19 protein-coding genes and 2 pseudogenes are annotated in these 19287 nt (G+C 73.5%); 14 read left to right on the top strand and 7 right to left on the bottom strand.

Annotated elements, in window-relative coordinates; genetic code table 11:
- The 3 genes and pseudogenes from BM048_RS17265 to BM048_RS19085 all read left to right on the top strand — a co-directional run.
- Nucleotides 1-313: transposase (locus BM048_RS17265; protein WP_175499618.1), on the top strand; the 313-nt coding region annotated here is incomplete at its 5' end.
- A 3-nt stretch (nt 314-316) separates the two neighbouring features.
- Nucleotides 317-1021, top strand: a pseudogene (locus BM048_RS19200) (cold-shock protein); the annotation flags it as partial.
- Nucleotides 1022-1221: 200 nt separating this feature from the next.
- Complete coding sequence (locus BM048_RS19085; protein ID WP_239079054.1) at nt 1222-1368, top strand: cold-shock protein; 147 nt, start codon at nt 1222-1224, stop codon at nt 1366-1368.
- Between the two features lie 56 nt (nt 1369-1424).
- On the opposite strand, the gene BM048_RS17280 is transcribed toward BM048_RS19085, so the two are convergent.
- Nucleotides 1425-2993 carry an ATP-dependent DNA ligase gene (locus BM048_RS17280; RefSeq protein ID WP_090035211.1) on the bottom strand — a complete coding sequence of 523 codons (1569 nt, stop codon included), beginning with the start codon at nt 2991-2993 and terminating at the stop codon, nt 1425-1427.
- Nucleotides 2994-3083: 90 nt separating this feature from the next.
- Nucleotides 3084-4610, bottom strand: coding sequence for a hypothetical protein (locus BM048_RS17285; RefSeq protein ID WP_090035214.1), 1527 nt, complete (start codon nt 4608-4610; stop codon nt 3084-3086).
- Nucleotides 4611-4652: 42 nt separating this feature from the next.
- Here BM048_RS17285 and BM048_RS17290 point away from each other — a divergent pair, with 42 nt between their 5' ends.
- The 5 genes from BM048_RS17290 (at nt 4653) to BM048_RS17310 (ending at nt 7188) form a co-directional block, all read left to right on the top strand.
- Nucleotides 4653-5222, top strand: coding sequence for a YqgE/AlgH family protein (locus BM048_RS17290; protein ID WP_090035216.1), 570 nt, complete (start codon nt 4653-4655; stop codon nt 5220-5222).
- 106 nt (nt 5223-5328) lie between these two features.
- Entirely contained in the window at nt 5329-5562 is a 234-nt protein-coding gene (locus tag BM048_RS17295; RefSeq protein WP_090035218.1) for a hypothetical protein, read from the top strand.
- Nucleotides 5563-5564: 2 nt separating this feature from the next.
- On the top strand, nt 5565-6494 hold the full coding sequence (locus BM048_RS17300) for an SDR family oxidoreductase (protein ID WP_090035220.1): 930 nt from the start codon (nt 5565-5567) through the stop codon (nt 6492-6494).
- 44 nt (nt 6495-6538) lie between these two features.
- The gene (locus BM048_RS17305; protein ID WP_090035223.1) at nt 6539-6865 is read left to right on the top strand and encodes a lycopene cyclase domain-containing protein; all 327 of its coding nucleotides are present in this window, start codon (nt 6539-6541) and stop codon (nt 6863-6865) included.
- Nucleotides 6862-7188, top strand: a complete 327-nt coding sequence (locus BM048_RS17310; RefSeq protein ID WP_090035226.1) for a lycopene cyclase domain-containing protein — start codon at nt 6862-6864, stop codon at nt 7186-7188. Before BM048_RS17305 ends, BM048_RS17310 begins: the two co-directional genes overlap by 4 nt.
- On the opposite strand, the gene BM048_RS17315 is transcribed toward BM048_RS17310, so the two are convergent.
- Complete coding sequence (locus BM048_RS17315; RefSeq protein WP_090035228.1) at nt 7185-8579, bottom strand: FAD-dependent monooxygenase; 1395 nt, start codon at nt 8577-8579, stop codon at nt 7185-7187. The genes BM048_RS17310 and BM048_RS17315 overlap by 4 nt on opposite strands.
- 83 nt (nt 8580-8662) lie before the next feature.
- Between BM048_RS17315 and BM048_RS17320 the strand changes: the two genes are divergently transcribed.
- Nucleotides 8663-9565, top strand: coding sequence for a CPBP family glutamic-type intramembrane protease (locus tag BM048_RS17320; protein WP_373308475.1), 903 nt, complete (start codon nt 8663-8665; stop codon nt 9563-9565).
- Nucleotides 9566-9617: 52 nt separating this feature from the next.
- Here the strand turns inward: BM048_RS17320 and BM048_RS17325 are convergent, their stop codons facing one another.
- Together BM048_RS17325 and BM048_RS17330 are read right to left on the bottom strand one after the other, a co-directional pair.
- Nucleotides 9618-10640 carry an SDR family NAD(P)-dependent oxidoreductase gene (locus tag BM048_RS17325; RefSeq protein WP_090035248.1) on the bottom strand — a complete coding sequence of 341 codons (1023 nt, stop codon included), beginning with the start codon at nt 10638-10640 and terminating at the stop codon, nt 9618-9620.
- Nucleotides 10641-10792: 152 nt separating this feature from the next.
- Nucleotides 10793-11008, bottom strand: a complete 216-nt coding sequence (locus tag BM048_RS17330; protein ID WP_090035231.1) for a hypothetical protein — start codon at nt 11006-11008, stop codon at nt 10793-10795.
- Between the two features lie 285 nt (nt 11009-11293).
- On the opposite strand from BM048_RS17330, the gene BM048_RS17335 reads away from it, so the two are divergent.
- Nucleotides 11294-12775, top strand: coding sequence for a gluconokinase (locus BM048_RS17335; protein WP_090035251.1), 1482 nt, complete (start codon nt 11294-11296; stop codon nt 12773-12775).
- Between the two features lie 34 nt (nt 12776-12809).
- On the opposite strand, the pseudogene BM048_RS17340 reads toward BM048_RS17335, so the two are convergent.
- Nucleotides 12810-13853: pseudogene (locus BM048_RS17340) on the bottom strand (RtcB family protein); the annotation flags it as partial.
- An 83-nt stretch (nt 13854-13936) separates the two neighbouring features.
- Here BM048_RS17340 and BM048_RS17345 point away from each other — a divergent pair.
- Nucleotides 13937-15073 carry a tyrosine-type recombinase/integrase gene (locus tag BM048_RS17345; protein WP_090035236.1) on the top strand — a complete coding sequence of 379 codons (1137 nt, stop codon included), beginning with the start codon at nt 13937-13939 and terminating at the stop codon, nt 15071-15073.
- A 59-nt stretch (nt 15074-15132) separates the two neighbouring features.
- Entirely contained in the window at nt 15133-17133 is a 2001-nt protein-coding gene (locus tag BM048_RS17350) for a tyrosine-type recombinase/integrase (RefSeq protein WP_090035238.1), read from the top strand.
- Between the two features lie 15 nt (nt 17134-17148).
- Here the strand turns inward: BM048_RS17350 and BM048_RS17355 are convergent, their stop codons facing one another.
- Nucleotides 17149-17796, bottom strand: a complete 648-nt coding sequence (locus BM048_RS17355; protein WP_090035253.1) for a methyltransferase family protein — start codon at nt 17794-17796, stop codon at nt 17149-17151.
- Nucleotides 17797-17891: 95 nt separating this feature from the next.
- Here BM048_RS17355 and BM048_RS17360 point away from each other — a divergent pair, with 95 nt between their 5' ends.
- Both BM048_RS17360 and BM048_RS17365 read left to right on the top strand, forming a co-directional pair.
- A complete protein-coding gene (locus BM048_RS17360; RefSeq protein WP_090035241.1) occupies nt 17892-18224 on the top strand; it encodes an ArsR/SmtB family transcription factor in 333 nt (110 codons plus the stop codon).
- Nucleotides 18221-18919, top strand: coding sequence for a cation diffusion facilitator family transporter (locus BM048_RS17365; protein WP_090035256.1), 699 nt, complete (start codon nt 18221-18223; stop codon nt 18917-18919). The genes BM048_RS17360 and BM048_RS17365 overlap by 4 nt, the downstream gene beginning before the upstream one ends.
- Nucleotides 18920-19287: the final 368 nt, after the last annotated feature.

Raw genomic sequence — 19287 nt, forward strand, 5'->3', positions numbered from 1 at the left:
CCACCTCGAGGCCGCCCGGGCCGACGTCCTGGCGTTCACGTCCTTCCCCAAGGAGGTCTGGCGCCAGATCTGGTCCAACAACCCCAACGAGAGGCTGAACAGGGAGATCCGCCGGCGCACCGACGTCGTGGGAATCTTCCCCGACCGCACCTCGATCATCCGCCTGCTCGGCGCCGTCCTGGCCGAGCAGCACGACGAATGGGCCGAGGGACGCCGCTACCTCGCACTGGACGTCCTTGGCCGCGCCCGCCTGACCGCCGTCCCCGACCCGCAGGAGGTCACCCCGCCCCAACTCCCGGCGCTCAGCGCCTAACCAATGAAGGTCACGCGGCAGCCGTCACACACCACGACCGGGGACTTGACCGGTGCGGCTGGGACACTGGGGGCAACGACCGCAGCACCGACGAGGAGTCATGCCGTGCCCCAGGGAACTGTCCGCTGGTTCGACGCCGAGCGAGGCTTCGGCTTCCTCGCACCCGAGGACGGGGCCGACGACGTCTTCGTGCACGCCTCCGAGGTGGCCGGGGACGACCGATCCGTCCTGCTGCGCGAGGGTCAGGTCGTCGAGTTCGAGGTCGGCGAGAGCGACCGCGGCCCGCAGGCGCGGCGCGTGCGCGTCATCGGTGACGTCGCCGACGACGCACCGCTCGGCCTGCTCGGCACGGTGTCCTGGTACGAGCCGAGCAAGGGCTACGGCTTCCTCACGCCGGACGGCGGCGGCGCGGAGATCTTCGTGCACAGCTCGGCCATCGTCGGCGGCGGTGTCATCAGCGAGGGCCAGCGGGTGGCGTTCCTCGTCGTCGAGGGGGAGAAGGGGCCGCAGGCGGACCACCTGCTGCCGCTCGGCCCCGGCGCCGCGGGGCCAGGTGCGCCCGGCGGCGTCGACGACGGCGCCGACGGCACGGTGAGCTGGTACGACGTGGACAAGGGCTTCGGCTTCATCGCACCGGTGTCCGGAGGCGACGACGTCTTCGTCCACCAGCGTGCCCTGACCGGCGGGCTGACCGAGCTCGTCGAGGGCGACCGCGTGACGTTCGAGGTCGTCGTGGTCGAGAAGGGCCCCCAGGCCCGCGACGTGCGCCTCGCGGGGGCCCGGCCCCGCGCCGCGCGCCGGCGGGACCGGCCCGCGGCCGCACGACCCGGGCGGAGCGCTCCGGCGCCCCCGCCCGCGGCGGCGAGGGCGTCGTCGCGCGCTTCGACGCCGACCGCGGCTTCGGCTTCATCAGCCCCGACGCCGGCGGCCCGGACCTGTTCGTGCACGTGTCGGTCGTGCGCGACGGCGAGCCGCTCCAGGAGGGCGACCGGGTCCGTTACGCCGTCCGCCAGAGCGACCGGGGCCCCCAGGCGGACCGCGTCGAGCTCCTCTGACGACCCGTCCCGGCGGTCGTCCTGCGGAAACGCGCGGGGCCGGCCGCCGGGCGGCGTCAGGTCCCGGCGTCCGGTCCGGCGGGCTGCGCACGGAGGCCGCCCAGGGTGCGGACCGTGTCGAGGGTGTCGGCCTCGGCGGGGGTCTTGTCGTCGCGGTAACGCAGGACGCGGGCGAAGCGCAGGGCGATGCCGCCGGGGTAGCGGGGGGAGCGCTGGATGCCGTCGATGGCGATCTCGACGACCTGCTCCGGGTGCAGGGTGACCGTCCAGCCGTCGTCGGCGACCTCGAGCTCGCGGAAGCGGCGGGTCTGCCAGGCCAGCATCTCGTCGGTCATGCCCTTGAAGGTCTTGCCGAGCATGACGAAGCCGCCGCTCTCCGGGTCGCGGGCGCCGAGGTGGATGTTCGACAGCAGCTCCGTGCGGCGGCCCGAGCCGCGCTCGACCGCGAGGACCACCAGGTCGAAGGTGTGGCGGGGCTTGACCTTGACCCAGGCGCTGCCGCGGCGGCCCGCCTCGTAGGGGGCCTCGGCGTCCTTGACGATGACGCCCTCCTGGCCCTCGCCGACCCAGCGGGCGAACGACTCCTGCGCCACCTCCGGGTCCGACGTCACCACCCGCTCGACGGCGTACGCCGGGGCCACCGCGTCCAGGACGGCCAGGCGCTCGCGCAGGGGGGCGTCGAGCAGGTCGCGGCCGTCGACGTGCAGGACGTCGAAGAAGAACGGCGTCAGCGTGGTGCCGGCCGCGATCTCGGCGTCGCGGGTGGCGCTGCGCGAGGCCGTCTCCTGGAAGGGGCGCGGGCGGCCGTCGGCGTCGAGGGCCAGGGCCTCCCCGTCGAGGACCACCGAGCGCACGTCGAGGCCGCGCGCGGCGGCGACGATCTCGGGGACGCGTGCGGTGATGTCGTCCAGGCTCCGGGTGACGACCAGGACCTCGTCGCCGTCGCGGTGCACCTGGACCCGGATGCCGTCGAGCTTGGCGTCGACGACGACCTCGCGGCCCTCGAAGCCGGCGACCGCCGCGGCCACGTCGGGGGCCGACGCCGCCAGCATCGGCCGGACCGGGCGGCCGACGGTGAGCCCGAAGCCGGCCAGCGCCGCCTCGGCCGCCTCCGGCGACCCCGCACCCAGAGCCGCGGCCGCGACCGGCTCCGTCGAGCCCGCGAGCATCGCCGCCCGGCGCACGGAGGCAGCCGGGACGCCGGCGGCCTCCGCCACGGCGTCGAGGAGCAGCGCGTCGAGGGCGCCCTGCCGCAGCTCGCCCGTGACGAGCCCGCGCAGCAGGTGCTGCTCGTCGGCGGTGGCGGCGGCGAAGAGGTCGCGAGCCAGCGCCAGGCGCCGGGTCGACGAGCCCGACCCCGACAGGCCGGCCATCTGCTCGAAGACCGCGTCGACGGCGACGACCTCCAGGGACGGCTCGTCGGCCGGCGCCGGCAGCGAGCCGAGCGACCGCCATCCCAGGCCCGTCCGGCGCTGCCGCAGCTCGCCGGCCAGGTAGCGGGCGACGACCGGCACCTCGTCGGGCGCGGTCCGGCCGAGCAGGTCGACGAGCAGCGCCCGCTTGGCCAGGCGCGACCGGGTCGCGGCCAGCGCGCGGGACGTGGCGGCGACGTCGGCGAGCAGCACGGGCTCATCGTGCCGCGCATGCACGCGCCGCGCCGCCCGGGTGGGGCGACGCGGCGCGGCCCTGCGCGTGCTGCTGCTGGGGACCAGCCGTCAGCGCGTGGCGACGAGGAAACCCCCGGCCGGCACGGCGACGACCCCGCGCCCCGTCAGCTCCGCGGAGCGGACCAGGGTGCCCGTGGCGTCGAAGACCTCGACGGTCGACGTCGTGCCCGCCGCGCCGACCGTGGCCGGCAGCGGCGTGCGGCCCGCGGAGACGGCCAGCTCCGTCGCGGCACCGTCGTCGCCCGCCAGGCTCAGGCGCTGCAGGTACGGGCGGACGACGAGGGCGTCGACGACCGTCGTGCCCACGCGGCCGTCGACGGTGACCGTCGTCGCCCCGGGCAGCAGCGGGCGCGTCAGCGGCAGGGGGAGGAGGACGCCCGGGATCGCCGTGATGCCCTGGTCGCCGGCCCGTGTGGTGAGCGTGCCGAGCGGGTAGCGGCCGGCGGTCCAGCGGGACACGGCCGGCGTGCCGGGCTGGGCCAGCAGGACCGGCTCGACCGAGCGCACGCCGTTCCCCGCGGGGACCGGGATCGACGCGGTCCGCCCCGGCGCGAGCTGCACGGCCGAGCCGCCGCTCCACCCGGACTCGCCGGTCCAGGCGTCGTCCGGGGTGAGGACGGTGCCGTCCGTCGTGCCGGACTCCGCCTCCACGCCGGTCAGGCCGTCCCGCAGGGTGACCGTGGCCGCCGCCTGGGCCAGCGCGGAGACGTCCGGGTGCGCGTCGAGGGCCAGCATGGACAGCAGGCCGTGGATGGTGCTCTCGGCGCCGGCGTTGCGGTTGGTGGTGCCGTCGGGCTGGACGCCGTCCGTGGTGACGCCCGTCGCCGGGTCGTACACGGGCACGCCAGCGCGGTTGCTGCCGAAGTACCAGCTCGCCGTGATGCCGGCGAGGCGCCGCAGCCCCTCGGCGCCCGACGCGTCGGCCACCGCCAGCAGGGACTGCAGCCGCGAGTCGACGCCGTAGGCGATCTGCACGCGGTCGATCGGCGTGGGGAGCCAGCCGTTGTCCGGCCCGCCCGCGGTCAGGAGCGTCGGCGTGAACACCGCGCTGTCCGTCACCGCGGGGGCCAGGAGGTCGTCCCGGCCCAGCACCTGCGCGGCCTCGGCCAGGGCCGCGGGCATCTGCGAGGCCCACGCGTGCCACAGCGACCGCGACTGCGTCCACGGCAGCACGGCGCCGTAGGGCCAGGTCCGCCGGTCACCGGCGGCCATCGCCGCGATGCCCTCCGCGAGCTGCGCGAGCGCCGTGCGGGCGTCGGCGTCGTCGGGCACGAGAGCGCTGTACGCCGCGAGGCCGAGCACGGCCTCCGCCGACGCGTCCGCCCCGTCCACGATCAGCCACGCCGGGACCTGCACGCCGTCGGCGAGGTCGTAGGTGCCGTAGGCGCCCAGCGACTCGAGCGCGTCGACGGCGAGCTGCAGCCGGTCCTGCAGGAACGCCGCGAACGCCGGGTCGACGTCGTGGAAGGCGGCGTAGCCCTCATCGAACGCCCAGATGCTGCGCGCCAGCCAGTAGGAGTTGCCGCTGTCCGACGGGTCCGGCAGCTCGACGGGCTCGGGCGGGCCTGCGGCCACGCCGCGCGGGCGGCCCCGGCCGCCAGGGTCGAGACTGGGGGGGTGGCGGACGACGAGCGGTGGGTGGGGCGGCTCCTCGTCGCCACGCCGCGCCTCGAGCACCCGACGTTCCGCCGGACGGTGATCCTGCTGCTGGACCACGCCGACGGCGGCGCCTTCGGCGTGGTCGTCAACCGGCCGCTCGAGGTGGACGTCGCTGCGGTGCTGCCGGCGTGGCAGCCGTGGGTGAGCGCCCCGCGGTACCTGTTCCAGGGCGGGCCGGTCGGGCTGGACTCCGCGCTGGGGGTCGTGGCGGTGCCGTCCGCCCCCGGCGGTCGGACGCCCGTCGGCGTCGACCGGGTCGTGGCCTCCTTCGGGCTGCTGGACCTCGACCTGGAGCCGGCCGACGTCGTGGCGCAGGTGCCCGACCTGCGGATCTTCGCCGGGTACGCCGGCTGGTCGGCGGGGCAGCTCGAGGAGGAGGTGGCCGAGGGCTCGTGGTGGGTCCTCGACGCCCGCCCGGAGGACCCCTTCGCCGCGGACCCGCAGGAGCTCTGGCACCGTGTGCTGCGGCGGCAGCCCTCGGACCTCGCCCTGTACTCGACGTGGCCGGACGACCTCACGCTCAACTGACCCGTGCTGAGGGTTCGGGCCCGTGACGAAGGACTCGGCCGGGGCTCCGCCCGGGCGCGTACCCTGGTCGCAGAGCCCCCGTCCGGGGTCGACGGAGGAGAGAACCATGGCCAGCCAGCGCCCCGCCACGCCCCGCCACCTGCCGAACAGCCCGTTCGCGGCCGCCCGCGCCGCGGCCGCCGCCACCCGCATCGAGCTCGAGCCGGGCGACCGCGTGTCGCACGACCGGCACGGCCTGGGCCGCACGGTGCGCCTCGAGGGCGACCGCAACGCGATCGTCGACTTCGGCGGCGACCTGCGGCGCGTCGCGCTGGACAGCCCGCGGCTCGAGCGCCTCTGACCATGGCGGTCCCCGACCTCCCGCTCGTCGTCGTCACGGGCGCCAGCGGCGCCGTCGGCGGTGGAGTGGCCGCGGCCCTCGCCGCGGGTGCGACCCCGCCCGCCGGCGACGGGTTCGGCGGTCCCGGTGCCGTCCCCGGCGGCGTGGGCGTCCCCGACCTGCGGATGCGCCTCGTCGTGCGCGACCCGCTCCGGGCCCCGCAGCTGGAGCCCGTCGAGGTGGCCGTCGCGTCCTACGGCGACGGGGAGGCGTGCCGCCGCGCGTTCGACGGCGCGGACGTGCTCGTCCTCGTCTCGGCCGGGGAGAGCGTCGACCGGCTCGACCAGCACCGCACCGCGGTCGAGGCGGCGGCCGCCGCCGGGGTCCGGCACGTGGTCTACACCTCCTTCGCGGGGGCCGCGCCGGACGCGACCTTCACGCTGGCGCGCGACCACGCCGCCACGGAGGAGGCCCTGCGCTCGGCCGGGCTCTCGACGACCGTGCTGCGCGACAACCTGTACCTGGACCTGCTGCCGGCCTTCGTCGGCGAGGACGGGACGCTGCGCGGCCCGGCCGGCGACGGGCGCGTGGCCGGCGTCGCCCGCGAGGACGTGGTGCGCTGCGCCGCGACCGTCGTCGGCGACGTGCTGCGCGACCCGGTCGGCGACCGGCACGCGGGCGCGACGTACGAGGTGACGGGTCCGGAGGCGCTCACGCTCGAGGAGGTGGCCGCGGTACTCACCGCCGCGGGCCGCCCGACGCGGTACGTCCCCGAGACGCTGGAGGAGGCCTACGCCTCGCGCGAGCGCTTCGGCGCGCCGGCCTGGCAGGTGGAGGCGTGGGTGTCGACGTACACGGCCATCGCGCACGGGGAGATGGCCGCCGTCTCGCGCGACGTCGAGCGGCTGACCGGCCTGCCGCCGCTGTCCCTGGCGGAGCTGCTGGCACGCTGACCGCTCGGGACGACACGGACGACGGCGGCACCGGAGGACCTGGCGTGGGCGTGCTCTACCTGACGGCGCTGGTGCTGTCCCTCGTCGGGCAGGCGCTGGTCGACCACGGGTACCGGACCTTCTTCTGGCGGGACGCCCGGCGTGCGGCGGTCGTCATGGCGGTCGGGCTTGCCTTCTTCCTGACGTGGGACGTGGCGGGCATCGCCACGGGCATCTTCTTCCGCGGCTCCACGGACCTCATGACGGGTGTGCTGCTGGCGCCCGAGCTGCCGCTCGAGGAGCTCTTCTTCCTGACGCTGCTGTGCTGGTCGACGATGAACGTGTGGGGGCTGATGACGCGTCCCGGGGCGCAGCCCGAGGTGCCGCGGTGACGTACGCCCTGGTCAACACGCCGTTCCTGCTGCTGGCGGCGGTCGTCGTCGTGCTGGCCGAGCGCTCGCGGCGGCGCGACGGCCGCCGGCACCCCGTGCGCGCGACCGCCGTGACGCTGGTGGTGCTGGTGCTGCTCACGGCCGTGTTCGACAACGTGCTCGTCGGGCTGTCGATCGTCGCCTACGACCCGACCCTCATCTCGGGCCTTCGGGTGGGCGTCGCGCCGGTCGAGGACTTCGCGTACACGGTCGCGGCCGTGGCGCTGCTGCCGGCCGTCTGGGAGCTCGCGGGCCGCCGCGGACGGCAGCCGGGCGGCTCCTAGGAGCGCCGGGTGGTGACGTCCGCAGCCCGCGACGAGGACGCCGGCACCAGGACCTGCGGGCGGGGGACCGGGGTGCCGTAGCCGCGCAGCCGCGCACGGAGGCCCGCAGCCAGGAGGCGGGGGTGCAGCAGGACCAGCGGCGGCGCCATGAGGTGGAAGACGGACGCGACCCGCTCCTGGGTGGCGGTGTCGCCGTGGGCGGCGAGGCGGCCCAGCTCCCGCGTCCACCGGCCGAGCAGCGCGGCGACCGGGCCCTCGCGGCCGGCGACCGTGGGGTAGCGCAGGTCCTCGCCCGTGGCGATGGCCCACGGCAGCGCCGTGGTGCGGGCGAAGCGGCGCTGCAGCCGGCGGGCGCTGCGCCGCGGCCGCCACCCGCGGCGGACCTCCGCGCGCAGGGCGGCCGCCTCGAGCGCGGCCACCGCGACCCCCTGGCCGTAGATGGGGTTGAACGCGCACAGCGCGTCCCCGACGACGAGCACCTCGTCGGGCAGGGCGCCCCGGCGCTCCCACGCGTGCCGGCGGTTGGCGGTCCGGCGGTGGACGGCCACGTCGGAGGCCGGCTCCGCGGCGGCCGCGAGCTCGGCGAGCACCGGGTCCTGCAGCGCGGCGAGGCCGGCGAGGAAGGCGTCGGGCTCCCGGCCCGGCCGCTGCTCGCCGACGCCCACCTGCCCGACGAGCCAACGGCCGTCCTCCACGGGCAGCGCCAGCCCGCCGACGGGCCGCCCGGGCGACGCCAGCAGCACGACGCCCGCGGTGGTGACGCGCTCGCGGTCCAGCGCGTAGGCCCGGCTCGCGTAGCCGATCCGGGCGTCGACCTCCTGCGTCCTCGGCTCCGGCAGCCCCAGCGCCGTCAGCCACACGGGCAGCCGCGACGTGCGCCCGGAGGCGTCGACGACGAGGTCGGCGGCCAGGGTCGCGCCGTCGGCGAGGTGCACGTGCCACGCGGCGTCGTCGCCGCGCGCCAGGCCGTCCACGCGGGTCCCGTCGCGCAGGACCACGCCCGGCAGGGCCCGGACGCGGGTGCGCAGCACGTGCTCGACGAGGGGCCGCGTCGCCGAGAGCACCTCGTACTGCCGGCTGCGCGGTGCCCACCCCTGCTCCCCGAGCCACGCGAGCCTCCCGGTGTCGACGGGGACGGCGCCGGCCCGGCGCAGGTCCTCGCGCAGCCCGGGCAGGACCGTCTCGGCGGCGAGCAGGCCGCGGTGCAGCAGCACGTGCGGGTGCCGGTCCTGCGGCGTCCCGGGCCGCGACGCCGGCGCGTCGGGCAGCACGTCCTTCTCGACGAGGGTCGTGCGCCGCCCGTCGCCCGCGACGGCCGCCGCGGCGAGCAGGCCGGCCACGCCGGCGCCGACCACGACGACGCGTGCGGGACCGGCGCCGGGATCCGTCATGGGTGCATGGTCGTCGTGCCGGCCGGTAGCCGGAAGGGCCGGACCCGCCGCCGCTCACGGGCGGCTCTCAGCGTCCGTGGCGGATGTCGGTGCCGTCGGGCAGGCTGACCGCCGTGCCCGACGCGACGACGCCCCCCGCCCCTGCCGGGCTGCTGCAGCGGGTCGCCGGCGTGCCCGACGACGGCGCCGGTCGTTCCGCGGCCCGCCTGCTCGCCGCGCTGCTGGTGTGCGGCGCCGCGGTGCTGCTGTTCGCCGTGCACGTCCGGCCGCTGGCCTACGTGCCGCTCGTCGCCGGGGTGGTCCTGGGCCTGGCGGTCGACCGCGCGCTCGGCAAGGACCTGCTGCTCATCGCGGTGGGGCAGGGGATCGTCAGCACGATCTCGCTGGAAGCCGACCTGTCGGACGCCGGCATCGTGAGGTTCGGCGTCGTGCTGTCGCTGGCGGTGCTGGTGCCCTGGGCGCTGTCGCGCTGGTGGCTGCGCGAGGACGCGATCCGCTTCCCCTGGCGGGTGGGCCGGCCGTGGACGCGGGTCCACTGGGGGTACCTCGTCGGCGTCGTGCTGGCCGGGTACCTGATCCTGCCCTGGTACTTCCTCTCGTCGGGCGTGTGGCGCAACTGGCCCGAGCTCGACGGCGGGCAGGAGATCGCGCGGCTGTTCGTCGGGGTCGCCGCCGTCGGCACGTGGGACGAGCTGTTCTTCGTCTGCACGGTGTTCGCCCTGCTGCGCCGGAACCTGCCGTGGGCCACCGCGAACGTCCTGCAGACGCTCGTGTTCGTCTCGTTCCTCTGGGAGCTCGGCTACCGGGAGTGGGGCCCGGCACTGACGATCCCGTTCGCGCTGGTGCAGGGGCTGACGTTCGTCAAGACGGCGTCACTGACCTACGTGCTGACCGTGCACCTTCTCTTCGACGCGGTCGTCTTCATGGTGCTCGTGCACGCCCAGCACCCGGAGCTCTTCGACGTGTTCCTCACGGCACCGCGCTGAGCGCCGCTGGGTGCCGCTGGGCGCCGCCGAGCGGTGCGCGCCCAGGGGGGACTCAGTCCTCCCGGGAGCGCACCGCGTCCAGCACCGCGGACCCGACGACGAGCCCGCCCAGCCCGGCGGCCGCCGCCCCGAGGGGCCGCAGCCAGTGCCGTCCCCACCGCCCGTGCACGGCCTCGCCGCCCGGCGCGGGCGTGAAGACGTTGCCGGGGTGCGGCTCGACGCGGTCGCGCGAGAGCCCGAGCACGGACATGCCCGGACCCACCCCGCGGTCGTACGCCCACGGGGCCAGCCGGAACGCGGCCGTCAGGACCTTGTTCGCCGGGCCGACGGACCGCTTGCGCACGGGCCGGTCGACGACCCGCACGATCGCGCGCGCGTGCTTCTCCGGCCGGTCCACGGGGGGCGGCGGCCGACCGATCCGCCGGGCGTAGCTGCCGGCCTGCGCGTACACCGGGGTGTCGACGGCGCCGGGGGTGACGAGCGAGACCTCCACGCCGGGCAGCGACCGCGCCTCGGCCTGCAGGGTCCGGGTGAACCCGTGGACGGCCCACTTGCTGGTCACGTAGGAGGACATCCACGGCGTGGCGATGCTGCCCAGCAGGGAGCCGATGACGACGAGGTGCCCGCCGCCGGCGGCCGAGAACCGCGCCATCGCCTCGCGGGCCACGTTCGCGGTACCCAGCAGGTTCGTCGCGATGACCTGGTCGAAGACGTCCGCGGGCACCTCGTGGAAGCGCCCGTAGGCGACGACGGCCGGGGCGTGGACGACCGCGTCGACGTGCCCGTGCGCCGCCCAGGCGGCCTCGAACAGCCGGTGCACGGCCGCGCGGTCGGACACGTCCGTCGGCACGACGAGGACGTCCGGGCCGCCCGTGTCGACCGGGCGGCGACGGGGCCGGCGGGCGCGGCACTCGCGCTCGACCTCGGCCAGCGCCTCCGCGGACCGGGACGCCAGCACCACGGCGTCCCCCCGCGCCGCGAGGCGGTGCGCCGTCGCGCGGCCGATCCCGCTGGAGGCGCCGAGGACGAGGACGACGCGCCGGCGCGCGCGGTCGTGACGGGGAGGTCGGGGCACGCGCCCACCCTGGCCCGGACCGGCCCGGCCCGCACGGCGACCGACCGCGGAGGCCCTCAGGAGCGTCCCCACGACCGACGCGCGCGGGCGGGCCCCGGGGAGCACACTGCGCACACGCGTCCGCAGCGGGGCCGTTCCCGCCGGAAGGGGGCTCACACCTCCGCGGCGGGGCGCTCGACGAGGTACGTGTGCCCGTCGGCGCCCACGACCTTCTCGTAGCGCGTGAGGAGCTCGCCGTCGGGATCGGGGCCGCTCTGCGCGCGTGCCCGAGGAGCCGTCCGGTCGATCTCGGCCGGTCCCAGGTAGGGCAGCAGCAGCTCGGCTGCGCGGTCGTTGGCTTGCTTGAACGAGGGCAGGTGCAGGGTCATGTCGGTCACTCCTGGGCGTCGCTGCTGAACCGAGGAGGGGCACGCGCCCCGCCCGGCAGGGGGAGGCCGGGCGGGACGCGTGTCCGGTGCGCCGGAGGCGGCGGCGGGACCGCTCCCGCCCTCCGATGGTGCGCCCGCCGCCCGAGGTCGGCACGGGGTCGTCGCCCCGCCCGTCTCAGGGCCGGCTCAGCGGTGCGCAAGACCTGCGGGAGGCGGCCGTCGCGACACCCCTGCCGGCCGTCACTAGGGTCGGCGCGACGGTTGGTCGGGGACGGGGTGGGGACGATGGCGAGGTCCGGGGACGCGGTCGAGCTGCACGAGGCGCAGGACCCGCTGGTGCTCGCGCTCGACATCGGGTCGACGGCGACCCGCGGCGGCGTGCACGACGCGAGCGGCCGGCCCGTCGCCGGGCTGCAGCACAAGGTGCCGCACGCCTTCACCGTGGCGCCCGACGGCACGTCCGTCATCGACCCGGATCAGGTCGTCGACGAGGTCGCGCAGGTCCTCGACGCGGTGACCGCCGACAGCCGCCTCGGCACGCGCATCGCCGGCGTCGCCATGGACACGTTCGCCGCGTCCCTCGTCGGGGTCGACCGTGCGGGGCGCCCGCTGACGCCCTGCCTGACGTACGCCGACCAGCGGTCGGCGGGGGAGGTGGCCGCGCTGCGCGACCTGCTCGACGAGCCCGCCGTGCAGCAGCGCACCGGCACGCGCCTGCACACGAGCTACCACGCCCCGCGCCTGCGGTGGCTGGCGGCGACGCAGCCCCGGGTGGTCGCCGGGGCGGCAGCGTGGTGGTCGCTGGGGGAGTACGTGCTGGCGCGGCTCGTCGGGGAGCCCCTGGCGGGGACGTCGACGGTCGCGTGGACGGGACTGCTGGACCGGCGCACCGGTGCGCTCGACGAGGAGCTCCTCGCCGCCGCCGGGGTGCGCGCCGACCAGTTCTCGGCCCCGCGGGACATGGTCGAGCCGGCGCACCCGTCGTCGCCGTCGCGGTGGCCGGCCCTCGCAGGGGCTGCCTGGTTCGGCGTCATCACGGACGGCTACGCCAGCAACGTCGGGGCCGGCGCGACGGACCCGACGGTCGTCGCGGCCGCCACCGCCACGAGCGGCGCCCTGCGCGTGCTGCTCGACGGCCCGGCGGACCCGCTGCCCCCGGGTCTGTGGAACTACCGCGTCGGGACCGGCCGCACGCTGCTCGGCGGTGCCCTCAACGACGTCGGCCGCGCGGTGAGCTGGGCGGAGGCCGTCCTGCGGCTGTCCCCGGAGCCGGGGCGGGTCCTCACGGCGGCACCCTCGTCGGGCACGCCGCTGGTCCTGCCGTACCTCACGGGCGAGCGTGCACCGGGCTGGGTGGGTGAGGCCCGGGCGACGATTACCGGCGTCTCGGCGGCGACGGACGCGGACGCGGTCTTCCGCGGCGTCGTCGAGGGCATGGCGCTGACGTACGCGCGCGTGGCCGACGAGCTCGCGCCCGCCGCGCCGGGCGTGGTCGAGGTGGCGGCGTCGGGCAGCGTCAGCAACGACCTGCCGGAGTGGCTGCAGGTCCTGGCCGACGTGCTCGCCCGTCCGGTCCAGCACGTCACGCGCAAGCGCTCCACGCAGCGCGGCACGGCGCTGCTCGCCCTCGACGTGCTGGCACCCGGCGCGCCCCGTGCGCCGCGCGTGACCGGCGCGACGTTCGAGCCGGTGCCGGCCCACGCGAACCACTACGCCGACCGCCGCGCCCGCTTCGCGGACGTGTACGCCGCGCTGGTGCACCCGTGACCGGCGACCGACCCGCCCGCCGGCGCGCGGGCGGTCAGTCGCCCTTCACGTTGACGATCTGACGCGGGGTGTGCCGGACCTCGACGAGGTCGGCGGCGTCGGCCATGACCTGGTCGATGTCCTTGTACGCCGCCGGGATCTCGTCGATGAAGGCGTCCGTGTCGCGGTACTCGATGCCCGCCATCGCCTCCCGCAGCTGCTCGCGCGTGAACAGGCGGCGGGCGGCGGACCGGGAGTGGTTCCGCCCGGCGCCGTGCGGGCTCGACTCCAGCGAGAGCCGGTCGCCCTTGCCGACCACGACGTAGGAGGCGCTGCCCATCGAGCCGGGGATGAGCCCCGGCTCGCCCGCCCGCGCGCGGATCGCGCCCTTGCGGGACACCCACACCTGCTTCCCGACGTGCGTCTCCTGCTCGGTGAAGTTGTGGTGGCAGTTGACCCGCTCGGCCTCGACGACGGGCTCGCCCATGTGCTCGGCGAGCACGCCGACGACCCGGTCCATCATCTCCTCGCGGTTCGCGGCGGCGAAGTCCTGCGCCCACCGCAGCTGGCGGACGTACGCCCAGAACTCCTCCGTGCCCTCGACGAGGTACGCGAGGTCCGGGTCCGGCAGGTCGATCCACCACCGCCGGCACAGCTCGGCCGCCACGGCGATGTGGTGCTGGGCGATCCTGTTGCCCACGCCGCGGGACCCCGAGTGCAGGAACAGCCAGACGACCCCGGTCTCGTCGACGGACACCTCGATGAAGTGGTTGCCCGAGCCGAGGGAGCCGAGCTGCAGACGCCAGCTGCGTGCCGCCGACGCGGGGTCGAAGCCCGCCGCGGCCGCCGTCTCCTCGAGCGCGGCGACACGGGCCCGTGCGGACGCGGTCAGCGACGCGTTGTGCACGCCCGCGGAGAGCGGCACCGCGGCCTCGATCGCCTCGCGGACACGGACCAGCGGCCCGGCCGCCCGCACCTGCTCCTCGGACCACTGCGTGCGGACCGCGATCATGCCGCAGCCGATGTCGACCCCCACGGCCGCGGGGATGATCGCGCCGAGCGTGGGGATGACCGAGCCGACGGTCGCGCCCTTGCCGATTATCTGGACATCGCCTCTCTACGGGCGTGTCAGAGGGTCCCCGTACGGTGCCCTCGTCCAGGTCGTCGGAGAGAGGTGGGTCCATGCCGGTCGTCGCGCACGAGGAGCCGGGCGGTGGACGTGGGTGGCGACTGGTCGACGACCATGGCGAGCCGGTCACGCTCGTCAACGAGTACCTCTCGTACCTGAGCGACGTCGGTCGGTCACCGAACACGATCCGGGCCTACGCATACGACATGCAGTACCTCCTGCGGTTCCTGGAGAAGGAGAAGTTGCTCTTCCAGGACTTCCGACCCAAGCATTCAGTGACGTTCCTGAAGTACTTGCGAGAGGACGCTAGCAAGGCGGCGCGAGCATCGAAGCGCGAGGAGAAGGCGCCATCCGGCAGGCAGTCTCCCATGCGACTTTCGGACGCCACTGTGGCACGAGTCCTTGCAGCGGTCGCCTCCTTCTACGAGTTCCTCATCGTGTCGGAGCTATACGGTGACGAGCACCCCATGCTTACGACGGAAGGGGGCAAGCCAGTCCGTCCCCGAGCGCTCGGCGCCAACTCACGGCAGGTTCCGATCCGTCGTCGCGTCCGCGTGAAGACACCCGAACGACTTCCCCGACCCATGGCCCGCTCTGACGTCGAAGCGTTCCTCGACTCCCTAACGACGTTGCGTGACCGGGCAATCTTCCTCCTGTGTGTCAACGGAGGACTGCGTCCCGCCGAGGTGTTGACTCTGCGCCTCTCCAACATCCATTACGGTCTCCGACGAGTCTCGATCACTGTGCAGAACCAAGACCCGCGAGGGCTGCGCACCAAATCTCGGGAAGAACGGATCATCGACCTGCACGACGCCGACACCCTCAAGGCCCTCAGTGACTACGTCATGCACGAGCGTCCGACGGGCGCGCCCACTGACCTTGTCTTCTTGGTCGGACGGCAAGGAAGTCGCCGTCTGGAGCCGGTGTCGTACTGGGCGATCAACCGACTGTTCACCCGGCGCCTCACCGCTCTAGGGCTGCGCACCCCATGGACTACACCGCACGCCCTTCGCCACACGCACGCAACCGAGCTTTACGCGCACGGAATGCGCGACATGACCTTGCAGAAGCGGCTGGGTCACAAGAGTCCCCAGTCGACGAAAATCTATACACGCGTTGCTGATCACACCGTCAAGGACGACTACGTCGCGGCACTACAGCACATGAGCGAGCAGGAGAAGCAAGCTTGACCAGCATCACAACGGTTCAGGCCGGGCCGGGAACGTACCCGACAAAGCCACACGTTCCGGTGGACGAGTACAAGGACTACCTCGTCAAGGCCGGCCAGATCAGCAACGGATCACTGCAGCAGTACGCACGTTTCGTGGCCGCATACCCGACGTTCGACGACTGGCTCGCTCAGCCACTGGAGCAGCGTCTGGGGCGCCTGCGAGGGGAGGGCCGCCGACCTTCACACATGACGAACGGGACCTCTTACTCCGGTCGTCAGTACCTCATGTACGCGTCCATGACAGGACGGCTCAAGTTGCCGTGGGACTACCTGATCATGCTCCAACTGCGGGGCTTCGCGCAGATGGCGACGGTGTTGGGCCACGAGTGGCTCCCCGCCCACATGGAGGACGTGATCGAGAAGGCCGTGGCGCAGGGGTGGTCGAAGTCGTCCGCCGGGACCAGCATCTCGTTCCTCCTCCCACGCTTCGTGCTCCGGCACGCCGACCCCCACTACATCAAGGGCCTCACCGCCCTCGACTTCGAGACGTTTCGAGGGGAGGTGCGAGACGTGTACGCCACCGCGAGTCCTGAGTCCAACACGAAGTGGCGGGCTGAAGATCGGCGCATGGGCCGCGGCGCGCTGTCTGCTGCGTTCGGGGCACACGCTATCCACTTCCAGTTGGGCCTCGTGACTGACGGCCCCGTGCGTACCCGCCCAGAGGGGAAGTTGATCGAGTCGGACGTCGCTCCGGGGATCTCCGAAGCGATCGAACGGTGGCTGCAGTACGACAGTGATCGGGGCACGCCCGACAAGACGCTCCGGAACCACGACCTGCACCTTCGTTACTTCACGGCGTTCGTTGCCGAGAACCTGCCCACCCTCCATGACCTGTCCGGCTTGGAGCGTGCCCACATCATCGACTACATCGGCTGGCTCGCTAAGCGGAAGCAACTTAGGGACAAGAGCCTTGCCCTGACACCGGGCACCCGGCGTTCGGCGTTGGGAACGCTGGCCAAGATGCTGCGTGAGGTCGCCGAAAACGACCTTGGTCCGGCGCCGGGTCGGGAACTTATCCACAAGGCGGACTACCCGAAGCCTCAGAAGGCCCTGCCTCGGTTCATCCCCAAGCGGGAGTTGGAGCTGCTGGTGAAGGCGATGGCGGACCTCAAGGACCCGTACCAGCGGTGCTCCCTGCTCGTCGCTCGTTGGAGCGGCGCGCGGTCCGACGAGATCAAGCGGCTGGAACTGGACTGCCTGGACACGTACGCCGACGGCACCTACAGGCTGCGCATCCCCATCGGGAAGACTGGCAAGGAGCGCAGCGTGCCACTCGCGAATGAGGCGGCGTACGCCATCCAGGCCGTGCAGGCACTGCGGGCCAACGACCGTGACGCGGGCAAGATCGACCGCGTCACCAAGAGACGCGTTCGGTACCTCTTCATGTACCAGGGACGCCACCTGTCCAAGTCGTTCCTCTTTGACATCCCCCTGCAGGCGGTGTGCGAGCAGGCGGGCCTGCTGACCGCTGAGGGTGGTCGTCTGGTGACCGCTCACCGGTTCCGCCACACGCTGGGTACCAACCTGGTCGAAGCCGGAGCTCGTTGGCGCACGATCATGGCGATCCTCGGTCACGAGACGTCGGACATGACCCTCACCTACGCCCACATCAGCGACCCAGAGGTCAAGGCGGACTACGAGAAGGTGGTCCTGCTGGGGTCGGCGATCGCGGGGCCGGCTGCGACGAAGATCCGGAACAAGGAGTTGTCCACGCACGAGCTCGACTGGCTGCAGAGCAACTTCTTCAAGTCCGAGATGGAACTCGGTGGCTGCATCCGGTTGCCCGAAGAGGGGCCGTGCGAGTGCGACATGTTCCTGGCGTGCCCGAAGTTCTTCACGACCAAGTCACACGCGCCCCGGCTCCGCCGACGTTGGCACCGCGAGGAGGAACTCATCCACGACGCACGCGAGCGAGGCTGGCCACGGGAGGTCGAACGGCACCGCGCCATCCAGGTCCGCATCGAGAAGCTGCTCGCCGACCTGGGAGAGTCGTTGGAGGGGCCGGACGAAGCTTGTTGAAGCCGTCGTGCCTTCCTACGGGCTCTCGACGCGGCGCTGGCGCGAGGTCATTGACCGCCCGAGTCCTGGAAGGAACCGGCCGACCTCCGCTGTGTAGCGGGCGTATGTAGCCCCGTGCGTGGCGAGCAGGTACGGCTCTTCGACTACGCGCACCTGAAGTTCGACCGCTGCGATCAAGCAGATGGTCGCTCCGACGGTGATGACACTGGGCGACATCAACATCAGGCCGACCAGAGCCGCGCACATGGCGGTGAAGATCGGGTTGCGGACCAAACGGAACAGCCCTGTGGTGACCAGTTCCGTGCGTTCGGTCTGGTCGACGCCAATGCGCCAGGAGGCGCCCATTCCGCTCTGGGCAGCCAGCGTCACCGCGAAGCCAACAACAGCGACCACGACGCCGACCCATCCCAGCGCGGCCGGGACGCCAGGCGGCGGTTCCACCACGCCCAAGGCGGCCAGAGTGAGCCCCGCGGCAGCGAGCAGCAGAGCGGCCACGAACAGGACGCCGCCCCACCATGCAGCCGACCACGGGGAGCCTGAGATGCCGCTGAAGCCGCTTGCGCCGGTCCGGCGACGGTGCGCCCAAGTCCGGACACCGAACGTGGCAACGACACCCACCACGAACATCGTGAAGGCCAAAGTGGCGGCGGAGTCGTGATTCATCGTGATCACACCTTCGTCTTGTGCTGTGCCGCGCAGGCGCTCGCCTGGAGCCGGAGCCTAGTCGACAGTTCAGCGATCCATGTACTCTCGGTTGCATGGAACTGGCGACGGTCACCCACACGGCAGCGCTGACTCGGCTGGGGTACGCACTGTCGGACGACACTCGCGCTCGGATCCTGCTCGCCCTGCGCGAGGCACCTGCGTGTCCGTCAGACTTGGCCGACGCGCTTGGTGTGTCACGGCAGGTGATGTCGAACCAGTTGGCGTGCCTGCGTGGGTGCGGCCTCGTTGACGCCGTCCCCGAAGGGCGACGGACCTGGTATCGCCTGGCCGACCCGCACCTAGCCCCAGCCCTCGGCGACCTGCTGGCCCTAGTGCTGGCCGTAGACCCGTCCTGCTGCTCGTCCGAAGGGTGCACCTGCTCATGACGCTCCCTCTGCTTCCCATCGGCGGATTGGCTCCTGGTCGGCGCGCTACCCTCGAGCGGCGGGTGCGGTGGATCGTGGCCGCGACCATGGCCTACAACGTGATCGAGGCCGTTGTCGCAATCGCCGCCGGCAGAATCGCCTCCTCGGCTGCATTGGTCGGCTTCGGGCTCGACTCGATCGTGGAGGTGCTGTCCGCCGCCGCGGTGGCGTGGCAGTTCGCCAGCCCTGACCCGCACAGCCGGGAGCGGGTGGCGATGCGGGTCATCGCGGTGTCCTTCTTCGCCTTGGCCGCGTTCGTGACCGTGGACGCCATGCGCACATTGCTCGGAGCCAGCGAGCCAGACCACTCCACCGTGGGCATCGTGCTCGCCGCCGTCAGCCTCGTCGTCATGCCGTTCCTGAGCTGGATCGAGCGGCGCACCGGGCGCGAGCTCGGTTCTGCGTCCGCCGTGGCGGACTCCAAGCAGACGTTGCTGTGCACCTACCTGTCCGCGGTGCTGCTCATCGGCCTGGTCCTCAACAGCACGCTCGGGTGGACCTGGGCGGACCCGCTCGCGGCGCTCGTGATCGCCGGTGTCGCGATCAAGGAGGGCCGCGAGGCATGGCGTGGTGACGCGTGCTGCGCATCTGGCGGCGCGCTCCTTTCCAGCGGCGCAAAGGCAGCGGACGACACCTGCGACTGCTGCGAGCACTAACGATTAGTCGAGGCTCGGCCCGGGTTGTCCCAACAGCGTTGGGACAACCCGTCCAACAGCCTGTTGGACGTCTTGGGTCTACCTACTCCAACTGCTGCTCGTGGCGACGTGACAACCAATACTCACGTCGCTTGCTCAGTTGCAGACCGACGTGTGCTTGGTCGGAGTACGTGTACGCGGCTGTCTCGTCAGGAACCGGCGCCAGTGGTGATCCGACCACCGTCAACTCCCACCCATCCGTCGCGCTCGTGTCTGCCGGGTTGATGTGCGAGGAGTGGCGTCCCGCAGAGTGGTGTGCGAGCCCGGCCCTGGTGAGGGCGTCGTCGTAGACGTGTAGGCGGTCACCGCGTGATTCTTCGAGAGACCTA

The organism is Cellulomonas marina, from assembly GCF_900111925.1.
In the GTDB taxonomy this organism is placed as follows: domain Bacteria; phylum Actinomycetota; class Actinomycetes; order Actinomycetales; family Cellulomonadaceae; genus Cellulomonas; species Cellulomonas marina.

Coding starts and splice junctions, on each gene's coding strand:
- BM048_RS17335 (WP_090035251.1), top strand. CDS start 11,294: ATGGCGAGGTCCGGGGACGCGGTCGAGCTGCACGAGGCGCAGGACCCG.
- BM048_RS17355 (WP_090035253.1), bottom strand. CDS start 17,796: ATGAATCACGACTCCGCCGCCACTTTGGCCTTCACGATGTTCGTGGTG.
- BM048_RS17330 (WP_090035231.1), bottom strand. CDS start 11,008: ATGACCCTGCACCTGCCCTCGTTCAAGCAAGCCAACGACCGCGCAGCC.
- BM048_RS17365 (WP_090035256.1), top strand. CDS start 18,221: ATGACGCTCCCTCTGCTTCCCATCGGCGGATTGGCTCCTGGTCGGCGC.
- BM048_RS17360 (WP_090035241.1), top strand. CDS start 17,892: ATGGAACTGGCGACGGTCACCCACACGGCAGCGCTGACTCGGCTGGGG.
- BM048_RS17295 (WP_090035218.1), top strand. CDS start 5,329: ATGGCCAGCCAGCGCCCCGCCACGCCCCGCCACCTGCCGAACAGCCCG.
- BM048_RS17300 (WP_090035220.1), top strand. CDS start 5,565: ATGGCGGTCCCCGACCTCCCGCTCGTCGTCGTCACGGGCGCCAGCGGC.
- BM048_RS17320 (WP_373308475.1), top strand. CDS start 8,663: ATGTCGGTGCCGTCGGGCAGGCTGACCGCCGTGCCCGACGCGACGACG.
- BM048_RS17315 (WP_090035228.1), bottom strand. CDS start 8,579: ATGACGGATCCCGGCGCCGGTCCCGCACGCGTCGTCGTGGTCGGCGCC.
- BM048_RS17345 (WP_090035236.1), top strand. CDS start 13,937: ATGCCGGTCGTCGCGCACGAGGAGCCGGGCGGTGGACGTGGGTGGCGA.